The sequence below is a fragment of the Bradyrhizobium sp. Rc2d genome (assembly GCF_900099855.1).
In the GTDB taxonomy this organism is placed as follows: domain Bacteria; phylum Pseudomonadota; class Alphaproteobacteria; order Rhizobiales; family Xanthobacteraceae; genus Bradyrhizobium.
This window is the reverse complement of record NZ_FNCU01000020.1, coordinates 111,649-130,029: the sequence shown is the minus strand read 5'-3', so window position 1 is coordinate 130,029 and position 18,381 is coordinate 111,649. Positions and strand designations below refer to the sequence as shown.

The 18,381-nt window shown below is 64.5% G+C and carries 19 protein-coding genes; 7 read left to right on the top strand and 12 right to left on the bottom strand.

The annotated features are described in order from the left end of the window. Window positions 1-101: 101 nt before the first annotated feature. Window positions 102-584, bottom strand: coding sequence for a CinA family protein (locus tag BLV07_RS24465; RefSeq protein ID WP_091890641.1), 483 nt, complete (start codon window positions 582-584; stop codon window positions 102-104). Between the two features lie 180 nt (window positions 585-764). On the opposite strand from BLV07_RS24465, the gene BLV07_RS24460 reads away from it, so the two are divergent. Genes BLV07_RS24460 through BLV07_RS24450 form a run of 3 tightly spaced genes read left to right on the top strand, consistent with a single transcriptional unit; the run spans window position 765 to window position 3,370 of the window. Continuing rightward, window positions 765-1,823 carry an amidohydrolase family protein gene (locus BLV07_RS24460; RefSeq protein ID WP_091890638.1) on the top strand — a complete coding sequence of 353 codons (1,059 nt, stop codon included), beginning with the start codon at window positions 765-767 and terminating at the stop codon, window positions 1,821-1,823. Window positions 1,824-1,847: 24 nt separating this feature from the next. Then, complete coding sequence (locus BLV07_RS24455) at window positions 1,848-2,957, top strand: amidohydrolase family protein (RefSeq protein WP_091890635.1); 1,110 nt, start codon at window positions 1,848-1,850, stop codon at window positions 2,955-2,957. Beyond that, entirely contained in the window at window positions 2,957-3,370 is a 414-nt protein-coding gene (locus tag BLV07_RS24450; RefSeq protein WP_091890632.1) for a Rieske (2Fe-2S) protein, read from the top strand. The genes BLV07_RS24455 and BLV07_RS24450 overlap by 1 nt, the downstream gene beginning before the upstream one ends. A gap of 198 nt (window positions 3,371-3,568) precedes the next feature. Here BLV07_RS24450 and BLV07_RS24445 read toward each other — a convergent pair whose 3' ends face one another. Continuing rightward, window positions 3,569-4,897: an MFS transporter gene (locus BLV07_RS24445; protein WP_091890629.1), complete on the bottom strand. Its 1,329-nt coding sequence runs from the start codon at window positions 4,895-4,897 to the stop codon at window positions 3,569-3,571. Between the two features lie 142 nt (window positions 4,898-5,039). Continuing rightward, window positions 5,040-5,939: a transcriptional regulator GcvA gene (locus BLV07_RS24440; RefSeq protein ID WP_091890626.1), complete on the bottom strand. Its 900-nt coding sequence runs from the start codon at window positions 5,937-5,939 to the stop codon at window positions 5,040-5,042. A 110-nt stretch (window positions 5,940-6,049) separates the two neighbouring features. Here BLV07_RS24440 and BLV07_RS24435 point away from each other — a divergent pair, with 110 nt between their 5' ends. Together BLV07_RS24435 and BLV07_RS24430 are read left to right on the top strand one after the other, a co-directional pair. Next, window positions 6,050-6,253, top strand: coding sequence for a DUF1127 domain-containing protein (locus BLV07_RS24435; protein ID WP_091890623.1), 204 nt, complete (start codon window positions 6,050-6,052; stop codon window positions 6,251-6,253). 68 nt (window positions 6,254-6,321) lie between these two features. After that, window positions 6,322-6,945, top strand: coding sequence for a GNAT family N-acetyltransferase (locus tag BLV07_RS24430; protein ID WP_091890620.1), 624 nt, complete (start codon window positions 6,322-6,324; stop codon window positions 6,943-6,945). A 46-nt stretch (window positions 6,946-6,991) separates the two neighbouring features. On the opposite strand, the gene BLV07_RS24425 is transcribed toward BLV07_RS24430, so the two are convergent. The 3 genes from BLV07_RS24425 to BLV07_RS47720 form a co-directional block, all read right to left on the bottom strand. Continuing rightward, the gene (locus BLV07_RS24425; protein WP_091890617.1) at window positions 6,992-7,822 is read right to left on the bottom strand and encodes an enoyl-CoA hydratase; all 831 of its coding nucleotides are present in this window, start codon (window positions 7,820-7,822) and stop codon (window positions 6,992-6,994) included. A 168-nt stretch (window positions 7,823-7,990) separates the two neighbouring features. Continuing rightward, on the bottom strand, window positions 7,991-8,692 hold the full coding sequence (locus BLV07_RS24420) for an SDR family oxidoreductase (protein ID WP_091890615.1): 702 nt from the start codon (window positions 8,690-8,692) through the stop codon (window positions 7,991-7,993). 56 nt (window positions 8,693-8,748) lie between these two features. Beyond that, the gene (locus BLV07_RS47720) at window positions 8,749-8,916 is read right to left on the bottom strand and encodes a hypothetical protein (protein ID WP_176945726.1); all 168 of its coding nucleotides are present in this window, start codon (window positions 8,914-8,916) and stop codon (window positions 8,749-8,751) included. Here BLV07_RS47720 and BLV07_RS24415 point away from each other — a divergent pair. Then, the gene (locus BLV07_RS24415; RefSeq protein ID WP_091890612.1) at window positions 8,915-10,699 is read left to right on the top strand and encodes an acyl-CoA dehydrogenase family protein; all 1,785 of its coding nucleotides are present in this window, start codon (window positions 8,915-8,917) and stop codon (window positions 10,697-10,699) included. The two genes, BLV07_RS47720 and BLV07_RS24415, sit on opposite strands and share 2 nt — an antisense overlap. Window positions 10,700-10,855: 156 nt before the next feature. Then, window positions 10,856-11,944 (top strand): Zn-dependent alcohol dehydrogenase, encoded by a 1,089-nt coding sequence (locus BLV07_RS24410; RefSeq protein WP_091890609.1) that lies wholly within the window; start codon window positions 10,856-10,858, stop codon window positions 11,942-11,944. Window positions 11,945-12,157: 213 nt separating this feature from the next. Here BLV07_RS24410 and BLV07_RS24405 read toward each other — a convergent pair whose 3' ends face one another. From BLV07_RS24405 to BLV07_RS24380, 6 genes are all read right to left on the bottom strand, one after another. Further along, a complete protein-coding gene (locus BLV07_RS24405) occupies window positions 12,158-12,511 on the bottom strand; it encodes a nuclear transport factor 2 family protein (RefSeq protein ID WP_091890606.1) in 354 nt (117 codons plus the stop codon). A 188-nt stretch (window positions 12,512-12,699) separates the two neighbouring features. Further along, complete coding sequence (locus tag BLV07_RS24400; RefSeq protein WP_091890605.1) at window positions 12,700-14,172, bottom strand: amidase; 1,473 nt, start codon at window positions 14,170-14,172, stop codon at window positions 12,700-12,702. A 250-nt stretch (window positions 14,173-14,422) separates the two neighbouring features. After that, entirely contained in the window at window positions 14,423-15,394 is a 972-nt protein-coding gene (mbfA, locus tag BLV07_RS24395) for an iron exporter MbfA (protein ID WP_091890602.1), read from the bottom strand. A gap of 65 nt (window positions 15,395-15,459) precedes the next feature. Further along, window positions 15,460-16,608: an alpha/beta hydrolase gene (locus BLV07_RS24390; protein WP_091890599.1), complete on the bottom strand. Its 1,149-nt coding sequence runs from the start codon at window positions 16,606-16,608 to the stop codon at window positions 15,460-15,462. A 215-nt stretch (window positions 16,609-16,823) separates the two neighbouring features. Then, the gene (locus tag BLV07_RS24385; protein ID WP_091890596.1) at window positions 16,824-17,693 is read right to left on the bottom strand and encodes an MBL fold metallo-hydrolase; all 870 of its coding nucleotides are present in this window, start codon (window positions 17,691-17,693) and stop codon (window positions 16,824-16,826) included. 15 nt (window positions 17,694-17,708) lie between these two features. After that, window positions 17,709-18,320 (bottom strand): glutathione S-transferase family protein, encoded by a 612-nt coding sequence (locus BLV07_RS24380; RefSeq protein ID WP_091890713.1) that lies wholly within the window; start codon window positions 18,318-18,320, stop codon window positions 17,709-17,711. Between the last annotated feature and the right edge of the window lie 61 nt (window positions 18,321-18,381).

The following is an 18,381-nucleotide window of genomic DNA, read 5'->3' as shown; positions in this document are numbered from 1 at the left end:
TCCGCCATCCGCACAACTCTCATTCGGGGTAATGGGTCCTGGCTTTCGCCAGGACGACACCGGAGATGAGGCGCGGCCGGTCCATCGACGCAAACGGCCTGCTACTCCTCCAGCTTCTTCAGCAACAATTTCAGCGCCGCTGCCGCGAACACCTGCATGTTAGCGAGCCGGTCATTGCTGCCCGTCTCCAGCGTCATCACCTCTGCCGCAGGGCCCGCCACCGCCATGCAGCTATGGCCGGCGGCGTCGCCGTAGCGGTTGCCAGTGGGGCCGGCGGCTCCGGTTTCGGACAGGCCCCAGTCGCACCCGAAGCGCGTTCGCATCCGCTCAGCAAGCAGTTTCGCATACGGCTCCGACGAGGAGCGAAAGCCCTTCATGCCGTCGTCCGAAATATCCATCAGCACGCGCCTGGCGTCGCGGGTGTAGACCACGGCGCCACCGAGGAAATAGGCGGACGCGCCGGGCACGGCGAGCAGGCTGGCCGAGATCAGGCCACCGGCCGAGGATTCTGCCACCGCAATGGTCTGTTTGCGCGCGATCAGCTTGGCCGCGACCTGTTCCGCAATGCCGACGAGCTCTTTCATGTCCTTCACCTCTGATCCTCGCAACTGTGCTCAGCCTTCCTAGCATATGACGGAAGCCTTGGCCGAGTTGCGGGCGGCGGGCAGGCCTGCTTGAATGGCGGAGACAAAGCGGAGCGGCCAGGTGCCGCCCGCGAGAAGACGAGGCCAAGAAGCTTTGAAGGGAAACGTGAAGGAGACGTCATGGCGTCCCTGATCGCCGGCGGGGTGGATTGCGATTTGCATCCGGCCGTGCCGCATCTGACCAGCCTGCTGCCGTACCTGAACGATTATTGGCGCGATCAGGTGGCGACGCGCGGCATGGTCGATCTCGTCTCGCAATCCTATCCGCCGAACTCGCCGATCGTGGCGCGGCCCGATTGGCGCCCCGAGAACGGCAAACCCGGCGAAAGCCTGGAGGACATGCAGCGTCATGTGCTCGATCCTTTCCAGCTCAAGCTCGCGATCTGCAATCCGCTCTACGGCGTGCAGATGGTGTTCTCCGAGGACATGCAGGCGGCCTTCTGCCGCGCGCTGAACGACTGGCTCGTGAAGGAATGGCTCGATCGTGATCCGCGGCTGCGCGGCTCGATCGTGATTCCCACGCAAAGCGTCGAGAAGGCCGTCGCCGAGATCGAGCGCTGCGCGCAGGATCGCCGCTTCGTGCAGGTGCTCATGCTGGTCATGGGCGACACGCCGCTCGGCAAGCGTGCGCTATGGCCGATCTATGCGGCCGCGGAAAGTCTGGAATTACCGATCGGCATCCATGCCGGTTCCGCCTACCACAATCCGCCCACCGCCGTGGGGTGGGGTTCTTATCACATCGAGGATTATGTCGGTCAGGCCCAGGCGTTCCAGACCCAGCTCACCAGCCTGATCGTCGAGGGCGTGTTCGCCAAATATCCGCGGCTGAAAATGGTGATGCTGGAGTCCGGCGTCTCCTGGATCGCGCCTTATCTCTGGCGTTTGCACAAGTTCTGGCGCGGGGTGCGGATGGAGACGCCCTGGGTCGATCGCGCGCCGCTGGAGATTGTGCGCAGCAACATCCGCTTCTCGTTACAGCCATTTGATGCGCCGCCGGAACCTGAGACATTAATTCGCCTGTTTGATCATATGCAGTCGGACGAATTGGTCCTATTCTCCACGGACTATCCGCACTGGCAGTTCGACGGCCAGGACGCGCTGCCCGAAGGTCTGTCCCCCGATCTCGTGCACAAGATCATGATCGACAATCCGCATGCGACCTATCCCCGCCTGACTTAGCCCGCTGCCAAAGGAGGCAAGGCGATGAATATCCAGTTCCGCGAGAGCTCCGAAGCTGCTTCCCCACTGACTGCGAAAACCGCGATCGCGGATTGCGACATCCATCCGGCCCGCGCCACCCGCACCGAGCTCTATCCCTACCTCGCCAAACGTTGGCAGCATCACCTCGACATCTACGGCGTCCATGCCTATCAGGGCATGATGGAAGGCCCGCCCTATCCGAAAGCCCAGCCCAACGCCTCGCGCCGCGACGCCTATCCGCCGGAAGGCGGCCCGCAAGGTTCCTCCCTCTCCTTCATGCAGAAGCAGCTGCTCGATCCCAACAACGTGCAGCTCGGCGTGCTCAATCCGCTCAACGCCGGGCAGGGTATCCGTAATCACGAGCTCTCGGCTGCACTGTGCTCGGCGATCAACGACTGGCAGATCGACAAATGGACCAGCAAGGACAAGCGGCTGAAGGCGTCCATCGTCGTCGGCAATGAGGACGGGCTCTCGGCCGCCGCCGAGATCCGCGAGCGCGCCGGCGACAAGAACTTCGTCCAGGTGCTGCTGCTCAGCCGCAATGTCGAGCCGCTCGGCCAGCGCCGTTATTGGCCGATCTATCAAGCGGCAGAAGAGGCCGGCCTTCCCGTCGGCGTGCACGCTTTCGGCTTCGGCGGCAATCCGATCACGCCGTCGGGCTGGCCGTCCTATTACATCGAGGAGATGGTGGGACACTCGCAGTGCCAGCAATCGGCGCTGGCGAGCCTCGTGTTGGAGGGCGTGTTCGCGCGCTTCCCGAAACTGAAGATGGTGATGATCGAGGCCGGCTTCGGCTGGGCGCCGTCGCTGGCGTGGCGGCTCGACAAGGCCTGGCAGCGGCTGCGCAGCGAGGTGCCGCATGTGAAGCGGCCGCCGTCGGAATATATCCGCGAGCAGGTGTGGTGGACCACGCAGCCGATGGAAGACCCGGAGCGGCGCGAGGATCTGTTCGACGTCATCAACTGGATCGGTTGGGACCGGCTCTTGTTCGCAACCGACTATCCGCATTGGGATTATGACGAGCCGTCACGAGTGCTGCCGGCCGGCGTCAGCGAGACCAATCGCGAGGCGTTCTATTTCGGCAATGCGCGCAAGCTCTACGGACTGGCTTGATGGCGCGTCATGTGATCGCCGCGGTCGACGAGCTTCCGCCGGGCACGCGAAAATTCCTCGAGATCGACGGACGGCCGATCGCGATCTTCAACATCAAGGGCGAATATTTCGGCCTGATGAACCGCTGCCCGCATCAGGGCGCGGCGTTGTGCGAGGGCCCGCTGATCGGCCTCGCGCAATCGAAGGATCCCGGCGAGATCGAATATACGAAACTCGGCGAGATCATCCGCTGCCCCTGGCACGGCTGGGAGTTCGATATCCGCACCGGCCAGTCCTATTGCGACCCCCGCCGCTTTCGTGTGAAGGCGTATCCGGCCAATGTCGAACCGGGCGCCAGCGTGGTGAAGGGGCCCTATGTCGCCGAGACGATCCCGGTAAAAGTCGAGAGCGACTACGTGGTGGTGGAGCTGTAGTCTCGCTTCTTCACCCTCCCCTGGAGGGGGAGGGTCGTTCGCGCGCAGCGCGAGCGGGGTGGGGTGATCTCTCCACTCGGGCACTGTTGGTTTTGGAGAGACCGTCACCCCACCCCGTCTCACATTATCGCTGCGCTCAATGTGAGCCGACCCTCCCCCTCCAGGGGAGGGTAAGAGGCGCCCCGGAATGACGCCCTCTCAATGCCCCGCCACCGGCTCCGGCACCACGTCATAGGCCGGCACCGCCTTGCCGCCGCCGCGATACACCGTCGAGGCCGCGATGATGCCGAGCAGAGCTGCGAACATCAGCCAGAAACCGGGCGAGGCCTTGTCGCCGCTCCGCTCGATCAGCCAGGTCGAGGCGAATGGCGTGAAGGTGCCGAACAGAGCGGCAGCGAGCGCGAAGGCGAGCGAGAAGCAGGTGGTGCGCACATGCGCCGGCACGATCTCGACGAGAGCACCGAGCATGGTGCCGCTGTAGACGCCGAAATAGAACGAGAACATCATCTCGACCGCGAGCAGCTTGCCGAAGGTCGGCGCCGTCACCAGCCAGTGCAGCGCCGGATAGGCGGTGACGAGCGAGAGGCCGGCGATGGCGAGCAGCACCGGCTTGCGGCCGATGCGATCGGACAGCGCACCGCCGACTGGATTCCAGATGAAGTTGGTCACCGCCACGAGCAGCGTGACCAGCAGCGCGTCCTGTGTCGACAGCTTCAGCACGGTCTTGCCGAAGGTCGGCGTGTACACCGTGACGAAATAGAACGTCGTCGTGGTCAGGATCGCGATCATCATGCCGAGGATGACGATGCGCCAATTGGCGAGTGCAGACGCGAACACCTCGTTCGCGGTCGGATGCTTCTTCATGGCGAGGAAGGCCGGCGTCTCCTCCAGCGTCCGCCGCAGCAGGAAGATCAGCGGAATGATCAGGCAGCCGACGAAGAAGGGAATGCGCCAGCCCCAGGCGGCGACGGTGTCGGCCGGCATCACCTCGGAGAGGATGAAGCCGAGGATCGAGGCCACGAAGATCGCGACCTGCTGGCTCGACGACTGGAACGAAGTGTAGAAGCCGCGATTGCCGGGCGTTGCGATCTCCGCGAGATACACCGACACGCCGCCGAGCTCGACGCCGGCGGAGAAGCCTTGCAGCAGGCGGCCGATCAGCACGATGACGGGCGCCGCGATACCGATGGTCGCGTAGCTCGGGCAGAACGCGATGACGACGGTGCCGAAGGCCATGATGCCGAGCGTGACGATCAGGCCCTGGCGGCGGCCGATACGGTCGATATAGGCCCCTAACACGATCGCGCCCACCGGTCGCATCAAGGCGCCGAGCCAGAACACGCCGAACGTGTTGAGCAGCGAGGCGGTCTCGTTGGTGGAGGGGAAGAACGCCTTGCCGATCGCGGCGGCATAGAAACCGAACAGGAAGAAGTCGAACTGCTCGAGGAAATTGCCCGACGTGGCGCGCAGGATGGCGCCGATGCGCGACTTGATCGCGGGTGGATTCGATGCGGCTGATCCAGCCATGGCGTTCTCCCCTTGGAAAGGCGTGGCCGGCCGGAATTCATCTTCGGCCAGCCGACAGATTGATGCTGCGACAATCTGCCTCACCCCTTCCCGCACGGTGGGAGCCGAGTCAATCGATTTTGCCGAGAAAGCTGATGATTTTTCAGGCTTTATTTTGCGTTGCAGCGATCATCCAGTTCCGGAAAGCGGTCAGCTTCGGCGCTTCGCGGCGGCCCTCTGGCGAGACCAGGTAGAAGCCGGCATCGGCCGGCAGCGCGATCTTGAAGGGCACCACGAGGCGGCCCTTGGCGATGTCGTCCTGCACGTAGGAAGTCCGGCCCATCGCGACGCCGATGCCGTCGATCGCGGCCTGGATGGTCATGAAGATCATGTCGAAGGTGATGCCGGGCTGCCTGGCGATATCGGCCGGCAGGCCCGCCGCCGTCAGCCACAGCCGCCAGTCGTCGCTATTGGCGTTGGAGGTGTGCAGCAGCGGATGGTTTCGCAGGTCCTCCGGCCGGCGCAGCGGCTTGTCGCCGCGCAGCAGTGACGGGCTGCACACCGGAAACAGCTCGTCCGCCATCAGCCAGTCGGCACGCAGGCCCGGCCACTGGCCGCGGCCGTAGCGGATTGCGGCATCGACGTCGTCGCGCTGGAAGTCGACAAGACTGGTCGAGGTGGTGATGCGGACGTCGATGCCGGGATGCTGTTCCTGGAAATCGGTGAGCCGCGGCAGCAGCCATTTTGCGGCGAGCGAAGCCAGCGTCGACACCGTCAGCACCTTGTCGTCGTCCTTGCGCAGCAGCCGATCGGTGGCGAGGCGCAGGTCGTTGAAGGCCGCGCGGACGCCCGGCAAATAGTCACGCGCTTCCGGCGTTAGCGCCAGGGCGCGGTTCTGCCGGACGAACAGGCGGATGCCGAGCTCCTCCTCCAGCCTCCGGATCTGATGGCTGATCGCCGTCTGGGTCACGTTCAACTCGGCCGCCGCCAGCGTGAAGCTGAGATGGCGCGCAGCGGCCTCGAACGCCCGCAATCCGTTCAGGGACGGCAATCTGGCAGTCATTTGGCAGCAGGATACATGACGTTATTTCATGCGAAAAGGTACAAATTGTCGTTTGTCGCGGCGCAGCAGAAGGCAGATATTCGCGGTCAAATTAGCTCCAGGAGCTGAAGATGTCTACGTTGACCCAGAATTCGATGACAAATCATCATGCGCCAGGTCTGCTCCACCAGATCGGCGACACCCTCCACCTCTGGCATGAGCGCTACCGTAACAGGCGCGAGCTCACCAACTGGACCGCGCGCGATCTACAGGACGTCGGCCTGTCCTGGTCCGACATTGCCTATGAGGCCGACAAACCCTTCTGGCGGGCCTGATAGGCCGCCAGGCCGGCGCCGCCTGAGTGTGGGGGCGCCGGCGGTCCCCTTTTCGCACGGTGCCGGTCATGAGCGCGCTTCGCCTCGAAGATCTCACGCAATATTCGGATTCGCTGCGCACCCGGCAGGGTGAGGCCGTCACTGTTCGCTTCGTCGAGCCGCGCGACACCGAAGAGCTCCAGCACTATTTCCGCTCGCTCTCGACCCGCTCCCGCTACAACCGCTTCTTCGGCGCGATCAGCGAATTGCCGAAGGGGCTGCTGCACGATTTCCTCGAGGTCGGTGAGCGCGAGCGCTTCACCGTGGTCGCGACCATGATGGTCGACGGCTTCGAGACCATCGTCGCCGAAATGCGCTATGCGCTCCATCCTGAAACCGCGACGGTCGAGTTCGGCCTGTCGGTCGATGACCGCTGGCACGGCCACGGCATCGCCACCGCGCTTCTGAACAATCTGGAATGCCGCGCCGCCGCGCTCGGCGCCGAGCGCATCTTTGGCGACACGCTGCGCTCCAACGAGACCATGATCTCGCTCGCCCGCAAATCCGGCTTCGCGTTCGTCAACCATCCCGACGATTGGAAGCTGGTGCGCTTCGACAAGGAGATCACGGTCGCACCGAAAGACATTCCCTGCGCGAGCTGGCACCTCGCCGCGCTTTCCCGTCAGGCCGACAGCCCCTCAGCCTCGGCCTGACACCACTCGATGCCCGGTTTGCAGCCGGGCATTTTTTTTGCCTCGCCTACTTCCCCGTGAACGCCGCCTTGCGCTTCTCGATGAAGGCCTGCACCGCCTCCTTGTGATCGGCGGTCGTGGTGAGGCGGATCAGCCGCTCGGCCTCGTGGTCGCGCGCGGTCTCGAAGTCGAACAGCAGGGCCTCGTCGAGATTGTCCTTCATGTAGCGCAGCGCGAGGCGCGGGCCTTCAGCGAGCGATTTGGCCAGCGCGAAGGCCTCCGCTTGCAGCCTGTCGTTGGGCACGACGCGGTTGACGAGGCCGATGGCCTCGCATCTGACAGCATCGACACGGTCGCCGGTGAACATCAATTCGCGCGCCCGCGCGGTGCCGACCAGCCGGGTCAGCAGCCAGGCGATGCCGTAATCGCCGCTGAGCGCGATGCGGGCATAGCCGGTGGCGACGAACGCGGATTGCGCGGCGATGCGGATGTCGCAGGCCATGGCGATGGCAAGCCCGGCGCCGACCGCCGGGCCGGGCAGGGCGGCGATGGTCGGCTTGCGCACCGACACCAGCGCGCCGGTGAGCAGCCGCTGCCGCTCCTGGAGATCGGCGATACGATCGTCGAGCGACATCTCCAGCTTCTTCGGATCACGATGCGCGCCCATGCCCTTGACGTTGCCGCCGGCACAAAAGGCTTCGCCCGCGCCGGTGAGCAGCAGCGCGCCGACATCCGGATTCTCGCCGCAACTCCGGATCATCGTGCGCAGCGCTGGCGTCAGCGCGTCGGACAGTGAATTGCGCGCTTCCGGCCGGTTCAGCGTGATGACAGCGACGCGGTCGCGGATCACGCAGAGCAGTTCATCGGTGCCGGTATCGATGGTGGTTTCCGTGGTCATGTCGCCTCCCTTATTGTTCCGTCATTGCGAGGAGCCCGCGACAAAATCGCGAAGCAATTTTGCGCTGGCGACGAAGCAATCCGGTCTGTATCCGCGGAGATATCTCTGGATTGCTTCGCTGCGCTCGCAATGACGATTGTTGTGACGCTATTGCCTCAAAACACCGCTTCAAAAATTCTCCACCCACGGCCGCAACTCCAGCTCCCAGCTCCAGGCGCTGCGCGGCTGCTGCAATACGTTCCAATAGCTCTGCGCGATGGCGTCGGGGTCGAGCATCGAGTCCGGCTTGTCGGCCGGCTCGGTGCGCGCCGCGCTGCGGATCGCGCCATCGATGACGAAATGCGCGACATGGATGCCCTGCGGCGACAATTCGCGCGCCATGCTCTGCGCGAGCCCGCGCAGCGCGAACTTGCCCATCGCAAAGGGCGTCGACTGCGCATAGCCCTTGACGCTGGCGGAGGCGCCGGTGAACAGGATCGCGCCGTGCTTGTTCGGCAGCATGCGTTTGGCCGCCTGCTGCGCCACCAGGAAGCCGCCATAGGCGCTGACCGCGATCGCCTGCGCGACTTCGGCAGGGACCAGGTCGAGGAACGGTCCGCGCGTGCGGCCGCTGGCGTTGTAGACGACGAGGTCGGGCGTGCCGATCTCGCGCTCGACCAGGCCGAACAGCCGCTCGACCTCCTCAGGCTCCGTCGCGTTGCAGGCATAGGCCTTGGCCCCGGTCTTGGTGCAAAGCGCGCCCAGCTTCTCGATCCTGCGCGCGGCAAGGGCGACGCGGATGTTCTGGGCGGCAAACAGCCGCGCCAGCGACGCGCTCAATCCTTCGCCGGCGCCGACGATGAGCGCGATCTTGTATTTTGGGTGTTCCATGGCGTGATCTCTCGGAGACAGGAAGCCGTTGATCTATGCATGGTCCGCGCGGACAACTAGCCGGGGCGGTCACAATTCCGCAGGGCGAATTGCTCCCCCGCGGCGATCATGCCGCCCTGACGATTTGCGGCTTTATCCGCATCCGCCTCTGGAGCATGATCGACATCATCCCAAGCGGCAAGCGCAAAGAATTGCCGTCGGGCGGAAACGAAGAGGACGATCATGCACAAGTCGGTCCCAGCGCAGTCAGCAGGTGTCGCGGCCGAGCCGTCCGGCCTGCTGGCGCCCGACACGTCAGGCATGAATTTCTACCGCGCCGATCCCGCACTGACGGACCTCTTGCGCATCCATCTGCCGGACACGCTGTTCCGCCATATCGAGCCGCATCTCGATCGCCTCGGCGAACTCGCCGGCGGCCCGCTCGACGAATGCGCGCGGCTTGCCGACCGGCATACGCCCATCCTGCATCAGCGCGACAAGTTCGGCCGCGACGTGCAATGGATCGAATATCATCCGGCCTATCGCGAATTGGAGAAGGCTGCTTTCGGTGAGTTCGGCATCCACGCGCTCTCGATCCGCAAGGGCATCATGGGCTGGCCAGACAAATATCCCGTGGTGGCCAAACACGCCTTCACCTTCCTGTTCAATCAGACCGAATTCGGCATGGGCTGCCCGATCAACGTCACCGACGGCTGCGCCAAGCTGCTGGCGAATTTCGGCAGCGATGCGCTGAAGGCCAAATACCTTGATGGTCTCACGCAGACGGACATGAGCAAGCTGACCCAGGGCGGCCAGTTCATGACCGAGAAGGAAGGCGGCTCCGACGTCGGCACGCTGACCTCGCGCGCGGTGCAGGAGGGCGACCATTGGCGCCTTTATGGCGAAAAATGGTTCTGCTCGAATGCCGACGCCAAGGTCGTGATGCTGCTGGCGCGGCCCGAAGGCGCCGGCCTCGGCACCCGCGGTGTCGGCCTGTTCCTGATGCCGCGCTTCCTCGACGACGGCGCGCAGAACCACTACCGGATCGTGCGTCTCAAGGACAAGCTCGGCACGCGCTCGATGGCCTCGGGCGAGATCAAGCTCGAAGGCGCGATCGCCTATGCCGTCGGCAAGCTCGACCGCGGCTTCGTGCAGATGGCCGAGATGGTGAACTCGTCGCGGCTCTCAAATGGCGTCAAATCCGCCGCGCTGATGCGCCGGGCCTATCACGACGCAATGACGGTCGCGAAGAACCGCGTGGTGTTCGGCAACCGCATCATCGACCTGCCGCTCGGTCGCCGGCAGATGCTGAAGATCATGCTGCCGGTCGAGCAGGCGCTGTCGATGAGCTTCCTCACCGCCGACGCGCTCGATCGCGCCGAGGCCGGCAGCCAGGATGCGGCGGCACTCTTGCGCATTCTCACACCAACGCTGAAGTTCCGCGCCACGCGCGATGCGCGAAAGGTCTGCGGCGATGCGCTCGAGATGCGCGGCGGCATCGGTTATATCGAGGAGTTCGCCACCGCCCGCCTGCTGCGCGATGCCCATCTCGGCTCGGTCTGGGAAGGCACCGGAAACATCGTCGCGATCGATGCGCTGCGGCGCGCGGTCGGCCGCCATGGCGCGGAATCCGCGCTGGCCGCGGATCTGCATGCCCGGCTCGACGACAGCGCGTCCGTGCCGCAGGCCTGGCGTGATAATCTGCGCGGTCTTGTCGATCGTGCCGTCGGCTTCGCACGCGAGGTCGCGGGCAAGGCCGACAACGAGGCGGACGCGCGTCGCGCCACCAGCCTGCTCTATCATGTCGCCAGCGCCGTCGCGCTGGCCTGGGAAGGGCATCGCATCCACGACATGCGCGGCGATGCGCGCCGGCTGTTGCTGTCGCGTCTCGTGATCGACCACCGCGTGTTGCCGAGCGATCCGTTCCGGCTGACGGAAAATCCAGTGCAGCAGAAGATCGCCGCGCTGCTGCTCGGCGATCGCGACGCCGGCATGAGCGAGGTTGGCGAACTGGTTCTGGCGGCGTAGGCTCTTCACCTCTCCCGTAGGGAGAGGTCGATTTGCGCAGCAAATCGGGTGAGGGGTCCAGGTCCCACGAGGGAGCGTAACCCCTCACCCGGCGCTTCGCGCCGACCTCTCCCCATGGGAGAGGTAAAACGAAACAACAACACCGAGGAAACACCGATGAAGGCCGCCGTCCTCTATGAAGTCAACCAGCCGCTCGTCATCGAGGATATCAGCCTGCCGAAGCCGGGCCCGCGCGAGGTCCTGATCCGCACGGCGGTCGCCGGCCTCTGTCACTCCGATCTGCACTTCATGGAGGGGCTCTATCCGCATCCGCTGCCCGCGGTGCTTGGGCACGAGTCCGCCGGCGTGGTCGAACAGGTCGGCTCCGACGTCACTTACGTCAAGCCCGGCGATCACGTCGTCACCTGCCTCTCGGTCTTCTGCGGCACCTGCGACAACTGCACGACGGGGCGCACCGTGCTCTGCACCGACACCACGGTGAAGATGCTGCCGGGCGTCTCCAACCGGATGCAGTGGTCCAGACCGGAGAAGCTGCACCAGTTTCTCAACCTCTCGTCCTTCGCCGAGCAGATGCTGGTGCACGAGAACGCGATCGTCAAAATCAGGAAGGAGATGCCGCTGGATCTCGCCGCGCTGATCGGTTGCGGCGTCATCACCGGCTACGGCGCGGTCGTGAACACGGCAAAGGTGACGGCCGGCGAGACCGTGGCGGTGATCGGCTGCGGCGGCGTCGGCATGGCCGCGATCAACGGCGCGCAGATCGCCGGCGCCGGCCGCATCATCGCCATCGATACCAATCCGGCAAAACTCCAGCTCGCGACCAAGCTGGGAGCGACCGACATCATCAACCCCGCCGACGGCGACGTTGTGAAGCAGGTACGCGATCTCACCAATGGCGGCGTGCATCATTCCTTCGAGGTGCTTGGCCGCAAGGAGACTGCGGAGCAGGCCTTTGCCATGCTCGCTTCGGGCGGCACTGCGACGATCGTCGGCATGATCCCGTTCGGGCAGAAGATCGAGCTGCACGGCTTCGACTTCCTGCGCGAGCGCAAGATCCAGGGCTCCTCGATGGGCTCCAACCATTTCCGCGTCGACATGCCGCGCCTGGTCGATTTCTACCTGCGCGGCCGGCTGCACCTGGAGGACTGGATCTCGGCCAAGCTGAAGCTAAACGAGATCAACGAGGGCTTTGCCAACATGAAAGCCGGCAAGACGCTGCGCAGCGTGATCGTGTTCGATAGTTGAGCGCTGGCGTTTGCCGGCTGCTCAGGCTTGTCGCCCCAATTCAGGTGTCATCGCCCGGCTCGACCGGGCGATCCAGTACGCCGCGGCAGAAGTTGTGTGAACGAACTGCGGCCGCGGCGTACTGGATGCCCCGGTCAAGCCGGGGCATGACAGCTGGCGGTGGAGCGGCAGCGTGCCTGCCTCACCCTTCCACGACCTCACCGCATCACGATCTCACCGCGAAACGTGCGCGGATACGGCGAGCCACCTCCCGTTCGTCTTCGTCCAGCAATCGGTATATCGCCCGGTCGCCTGCTGGCCATCCGCCGTGGTGTAGCTGGTCGCGGCGTGGATGATGGCGAAGTCGCCCATGATGCGGATGATGACGTCATGCGCATGCAAGTTGCGAATCGCGATTGGCCGCGCCGTCTGCTCCAGGAAGGCTGTGCGATCGACCAGCGTCTTGTCGGGATTGGAGCAGTAGAATTCCGGCGCCAGGATCTCGTCGAAGCGCTTGACGTCGCTGTTCTGCACGGAGGCGACATAGTCGCGGTTGAGCGCGGTGAGCTGTTCGAGGTCGTTGCTCATTCTATTTTCTCCCTCCCGGGGGTGTGCGTAGCGCAAAATCTCGACGTTGTTTTTACCTCGTCATTGCGAGGAGCCCTTGCGACGAAGCAATCCAGAATCGTTCCGCGGTGACAGTCTGGATTGCTTCGCGGAGCCTGTCATCGGGCCGCGCTTCGCGCGGACCCGTTGGCTCGTAATGACGGGAAGGACTAGTCGTCAAACATCTTCGGCGGCACGAATCCGCCGAACTCGCGCTCGATCAGCTCGGCGAGCTTGAGCGGCGTCCGGTCCTCAAGGAAGGGACCGATGATCTGCACGCCGACCGGCAGGCCGTCCTTCGACAGACCGAGCGGAATGGCCGTTGCCGGCAGGCCCGTCAGCGTGGCGATGCCGGGCCAGGCAAGCTGGTCCGGATAGAAATGGTCCTTACCGTCGATGTTGATCCGGCGCGTCTCCTGCTGCGGCGAATGATCATGCGGATAGGCCGGTGTCGGCATGATCGGGCAGATCACCGCATCGAATGTCCTGAACAATTGCCGCCATTGCGCGCGCAGCCCGGCGCGGGCGCCCTCGTCGAACACCCAGGCCTGATGCGTGTAGGTCATGCCGCGCAGCCGCTCTGCTGTAAGGCTCTTGTCCTCAGGTGAGAGTTGCGCCGCCCCCGCACGCGCGCCGGCGAGAATGTCGGGCGGAAAGAACGCGCCGAGAAAGCTCATCAGCATGCGCATGTAGAGGCGCGAGGCTTCCGTGAAATCCGGAAACAGCGGGCTCTCGCGTGCGACACGCGTGCCCATGCTCGCCAATCGGCCCGCCAGCTTCTCGATCGCGCCGCGAACGTCAGCATTCGCTGGCAGCAACGGGTGGCTGTCGATCACCAGCACCCGAAAATCCTTCAGCGCGTGGTGTCGCGCCTCCGGTAGCGCGAGCTTGTATCCGATGCCGAGGTCCAGCGGATCGGGACCTGCCATCACCTCCAGGAGCAGGGACAGATCGGCCGCACTCCGCGCCATCGGACCGATAACGGCCATGTCGCGCTCCATCGGGATGGCCGGAAATGGCGGCGGCGTATGGCCGCGCGTCGGGCAGAGATTGTAGCTCGGCTTGTGCGCATAGACCCCGCAATGGAAGGCGGGCACCCGCAGCGAGCCGCCGATGTCGGAGCCGAGCGAGAGCGGTCCGTAGCCGGCTGCGAGCGCCGCAGACGAGCCGCCCGATGAGCCGCCGGGCGTGCGGTCGAGATCGAACGGATTGTTCGTGGTGCCGTAGATCTCGTTGTAGCTCTGCCAATCGCCCAAGCCGACGGGAACGTTGGTCTTGCCGAGGATGATGCCGCCGGCGTTCTTCACCCGGGTGATCGACAGTGCGTCCTCCGCCGGCTTGAAATCCTTCTGCGGCGTCCAGCCCCAGGTCGTGGGGAGGCCGGCGACGTTGAAGGACTCCTTCACGGTGACGGGGAGGCCGAGCAGCGGTTTGCTTTCGCCGCGCGCCAGCGCAGCGTCCGCCTCGCGCGCCGCAACGAGCGCGCGATCGAAATCGCGCACGCAGATCGCGTTGATCTTGCCGTCGTGACGTTCGATGCGGTCGATCGCATCCTCGGTGAGCTCGACCGCCGAGACCTTCTTCGCGGTCAACGCGGTCGACAGCTCGACCGCGCTCTTGAAACTCCATTGCGATTTGGCCACGGCACCTCTCCTATTCTTCTTGTTGGACGATGATGCGCAGTTTGGCCGAATGCCGCAACGGCTGTTTGATCGCGATTGATATTCGGGCGGGACGGAGCGGACGGAGTTCAAGAACTCGCTGTCATCGCCCGGCTTGACCGGGCGATCCAGTATTCCAGAGGCCTTCGTTGGAGAGCTCGCTCTCACCATATCTGGCGCGGCGTACTGGATCGCCCGCTTTCGCGGGCGATGACAACGGCCGGTGAGGCTACTACGCCGCCCCGATCACGATCCCCACCGCCAGCACGATGGCGCCGCCGAGCACGATCTGGAATACGGCCTGGAGGAACGGTGTGTCCATGTAGCGCGCGCGGATGAAGGCGATCGCCCACAATTCGAAGAACACGACGACGCAGGCGATTGCGGTTGCAATCCAGAATGCGTTGGCCCAGCTGTCCGGCACGAGATAGGGCGCGGTGTGGCCGAGTCCGCCGAGCGTCGTCATTGCGCCGCAGGTGAGGCCGCGCAGCCAGGGCGAGCCGCGCCCGGTCAGCGAACCGTCATCGGACAGCGCCTCCGCAAAGCCCATGCTGATGCCGGCGCCGATCGATGCGGCAAGGCCCACAAGAAATGTCTGCCAGTTCTGGTGCGTGGCAAAGGCTGCCGCAAAGAGCGGCGCCAGCGTCGAGACCGATCCGTCCATCAACCCGGCGAGGCCCGGCTGCACATATTGCAGCACGAACATCCGTCGCCGCGTCCGGTCTTCCTCGGCGCGCACGTCGGGCTTGAGGATCTCGCCCGTCAGTCTGGCGGCAGTGTTCTCGTGGCTCTTCTCGGCCTCGGCGAGGTCGCCGAGCAGCCGGCGGACGTTGACGTCCTCGGCCTGCTCGGCGGCCTTCGCATAGAAGCGCTCGGCCTCGAGCTCCATGGTCTCGACTTCTCTGCGGATCGTATCGAGCGGCAGGTTCTTGGTCAGCCAGATCGGGCGGCGGCGCAAAAAGCCCTTGACGTCCTCGCGGCGGATCGGCGGCAGGTGCTGGCCGAAACGCTGCTCGTACATTTCCAGTAGCATGTGCCGATGGCCGCGCTCCTCCTCAGCCATCTGCTCGAACAGCTTTGCCGAATCCGGATAGCGCTCCTTCAGGTCCTCGGCGAAGGTCATGTAAATGCGACTGTCCTCCTCCTCGGAGGAGATCGCGACCGCAAGCACCTCGCGCTCGGTCAGATCGGCAAAATTCTTCACGACGGCCCTGTCACGAGTTTAGAATTATTCTAAACTATATAAGACGCCGCGGTTCCCCGGTCAAATCAGCCGGTGCCGGCCTTTGCGAGGAAGTCCAGCAGCAACCGGGTGACTTCGGCCGGCTGCTCCTGCTGCACCCAATGGCCGGCGCCATCGACGAGATGGCAGCCGAGCATCTTCGTGCAGGCGCGCGCCTGCATCGCCTCGAACACGCCGGGGCGCTGATAGGTGCCCCAATCCTGCTTGCCCGAGATGAAGCAGGAGGGCACGTCGATGCTGCGGCCGGAGAACAGTTGCAGTTCGCGATTGAAAGCGCCCGACGTACCGCAGCGATACCATTGCAGCCCACCCTGGAATCCGGTGCGGCCATATTCGGCGGCGTAATAGGCGAGCTCGCGATCGGGCAACCATTGATTGGCGGCGATCGCGGCCGGCGACGGCATCTCTTTCGCCACCGTCTCAGGCATGGTCTCATTCAGGTCCATGACGTAATAGGTCGGCAGCTTCGCCAGTTCGTTCGCCGACCACGATTCCAGCGGGTAGGGTTTGTTGCCGGTCCAGTCCGCGCTCTTGTGATGATAGTAGGCGCGCAGGAAATCGTGCACGCCCTGGGGCGCGCGGTGCATGTCGGCGTTGGCCGCGCGTGTCGAATAGTACCATTGATAGTGTTTTCGCGGGCGCGGCAGCGCGGCGAGCTCGCGATGCACGGAATCTTCGGCCGCAGGCTTTGCCGGCGTGTCGACCGTGTTGAAGGGCAGCGGCGGGGGCCCGCCAAACGGCGCGCTCATCATCGTCACTGAGTGAAACACGTCGGGCCGGATCAGCGCGCACCAGGCCGCGACCGGGCTGCCGAAATCATGCCCGACCACATCAACCTGTCTGTAGCCGAAAGCCGACACCAGGGCGAGCGCATCACGCACCAGGCTGAAGAGCGAGAAGGGCGCGAGATCGTCGTCGTACTCGGCGCTCCATCCCGTCGTACGTCCATAGCCGCGCTGGTCCGGCGCGATCGCGTGATAGCCGGCGGCTGCGAGCGCCGGCATCACCTTGCGCCAGGAGAAGGCAAGCTCGGGAAAGCCGTGCAGCAGGAGGATGCAGGGCCGGCCCTTGGTCTCGAAGCCGGCTTCCAGCACATGCACGCGCAAGCCGTTGATGCCGTCGACGTAACGCGAGCGGATGCTGGCGGGAAGGGGGATGTCGGGGAGCGTTGTCATCGTTTCCTCCGTGAGGGCAGGAGCTCTTACCCTCCCCTGGAGGGGGAGGGTCGATCGCGCGCAGCGCGAGCGGGGTGGGGTGATCTCTCCCCACGGGCAGTGTTGAACGAGGATAGACCGTCACCCCACCTCGGTTCGCATTCCGCTTCGCTCCATGCGAACCGATCCTCCCCCTCCAGGGGAGGATGGGAGTTCGCAGCGCGAGCCGTCCTAGATCACACCGCCGCGCAGACGAATCCGCTGCCCTTGCGCCTGATCTTCCCGACCGACGGCGAGGGGAAATGCGCGGTGCAGCACAGCGTGTCGCTGTCGCAATAGCGCTCCAGGAAGCTGCGGCGCGTTTTCGCCGCTGTGGCCTGATCGACGTCGAATTTCATCGACAGCTCCGGATAGAGCGCCTGTAGCGGCGAGTGGATGAGATCGCCGGAGAACACCGCATCGTCCTTGCCGCGTCCGATGGCGAAGGCGACATGGCCCGGCGTGTGGCCGGGCGTCGGCAGGATGCGGATGTGATCGCCGATCTGATGGTCGCCGCCGACGAGTTCGTGACGCCCCGCCTCCACCACCGGCAACACGCTGTCGGCAAAGGGCGGAACCTCAGCCTTCGCATTGTTCTCGGTCCAGTAGTCGAATTCCCGCTTGGCGAAGACATAGCGCGCCTTGGGGAAGGTCGGCACCCATCGGCCGTTCTCGAGCCGGGTGTTCCAGCCGACGTGATCGGCATGCAGATGCGTGCACATCACGAAGTCGATGTCGCCCGCCGAAACCCCGGCGGCGGCAAGGCCGCGCAAATAGGTGTCGTCGGTCTTCAAGTGCCATTTCGGCCGCTGCGGCCGCGGCTTGTCGTTGCCGATGCAGCTGTCGATCAGGATGGTGTGATGCGGCGTCTTCACCACGTAGGACTGGAAGCACAGGATCAGCGTGTCCGCATCGTCCAGTGCCTTGGCCTGCCGCATCCAGGCCCGGTTCTCGGCCAGCACCTCCGCTGTCAGCCCCGGAATGAACTCCAGCGCCGAGAAGAAGGGGACTTCCTGCTCGATGACGCGATGAATGGTGAGATCGCCGACCGAATATTTCAGGCTCATGAGAGCTCCTGCGATTTACGCTGGAGGCGGCACCGAGATCTTCACGGAAGGCCGCTCCAGCATCTTCTGATGGAAGGCGTCGAGCTTCGGATAAGCCTTGCGCCAGCCGCAATCGGCGAAGCGGAAGTCGGCATAGCCGAGCACGCAAGCGAGGCCGATCTGCGAGACGTCGAACGGGCCGTTCAGCACCTCCGGCATGTTCTCGAAGCGCGCCATGCCGGTCCAGGCCCTGTTCCAATGGTCGTCCGACCAGGCCTGCCATTGCAGGCCCTGCGGCCGCACCATCTTCTCGTAGCGGCACAGCAGCATGGAATCGAGCATGCCGTTGAGCAGCGAGTGGTTGGTCTTGGCCTTCCAGCGCCGCGGACCGTAGCCGGGGATCAGGCTGCCGCCGGCAATCTCGTTGAGATATTCGACGATGACGTAGGAGTCCAAAACCACGTCGCCGTCATTGGTGATCAGCACCGGCAGCTTCTTCAGCGGCGTGATGCGCGAATAATCCTCGTTGGCCGTGCCCGGCGCGACGGTTGCGGGCACGAGCTCGATCTTGTCGATCAGCCCGAGCTCGATCGCGGCGATGCGCACCTTGCGGGCGAAGGGCGAGGCGGGGGAGAAGGTGAGTTTCATGGCGAACATCCCACAATGAAAGTTGTAGTTCGTCATTGCGAGGAGCGAAGCGACAAAATTG

Bases quoted from the DNA above. Each gene is read 5' to 3' on its own strand.
- BLV07_RS24465 (WP_091890641.1), bottom strand. From the start codon at position 584: ATGAAAGAGCTCGTCGGCATTGCGGAACAGGTCGCGGCCAAGCTGATC.
- BLV07_RS24460 (WP_091890638.1), top strand. From the start codon at position 765: ATGGCGTCCCTGATCGCCGGCGGGGTGGATTGCGATTTGCATCCGGCC.
- BLV07_RS24455 (WP_091890635.1), top strand. From the start codon at position 1,848: ATGAATATCCAGTTCCGCGAGAGCTCCGAAGCTGCTTCCCCACTGACT.
- BLV07_RS24450 (WP_091890632.1), top strand. From the start codon at position 2,957: ATGGCGCGTCATGTGATCGCCGCGGTCGACGAGCTTCCGCCGGGCACG.
- BLV07_RS24445 (WP_091890629.1), bottom strand. From the start codon at position 4,897: ATGGCTGGATCAGCCGCATCGAATCCACCCGCGATCAAGTCGCGCATC.
- BLV07_RS24440 (WP_091890626.1), bottom strand. From the start codon at position 5,939: ATGACTGCCAGATTGCCGTCCCTGAACGGATTGCGGGCGTTCGAGGCC.
- BLV07_RS24435 (WP_091890623.1), top strand. From the start codon at position 6,050: ATGTCTACGTTGACCCAGAATTCGATGACAAATCATCATGCGCCAGGT.
- BLV07_RS24430 (WP_091890620.1), top strand. From the start codon at position 6,322: ATGAGCGCGCTTCGCCTCGAAGATCTCACGCAATATTCGGATTCGCTG.
- BLV07_RS24425 (WP_091890617.1), bottom strand. From the start codon at position 7,822: ATGACCACGGAAACCACCATCGATACCGGCACCGATGAACTGCTCTGC.
- BLV07_RS24420 (WP_091890615.1), bottom strand. From the start codon at position 8,692: ATGGAACACCCAAAATACAAGATCGCGCTCATCGTCGGCGCCGGCGAA.
- BLV07_RS24415 (WP_091890612.1), top strand. From the start codon at position 8,915: ATGCACAAGTCGGTCCCAGCGCAGTCAGCAGGTGTCGCGGCCGAGCCG.
- BLV07_RS47720 (WP_176945726.1), bottom strand. From the start codon at position 8,916: ATGATCGTCCTCTTCGTTTCCGCCCGACGGCAATTCTTTGCGCTTGCC.
- BLV07_RS24410 (WP_091890609.1), top strand. From the start codon at position 10,856: ATGAAGGCCGCCGTCCTCTATGAAGTCAACCAGCCGCTCGTCATCGAG.
- BLV07_RS24405 (WP_091890606.1), bottom strand. From the start codon at position 12,511: ATGAGCAACGACCTCGAACAGCTCACCGCGCTCAACCGCGACTATGTC.
- BLV07_RS24390 (WP_091890599.1), bottom strand. From the start codon at position 16,608: ATGACAACGCTCCCCGACATCCCCCTTCCCGCCAGCATCCGCTCGCGT.
- BLV07_RS24385 (WP_091890596.1), bottom strand. From the start codon at position 17,693: ATGAGCCTGAAATATTCGGTCGGCGATCTCACCATTCATCGCGTCATC.
- BLV07_RS24380 (WP_091890713.1), bottom strand. From the start codon at position 18,320: ATGAAACTCACCTTCTCCCCCGCCTCGCCCTTCGCCCGCAAGGTGCGC.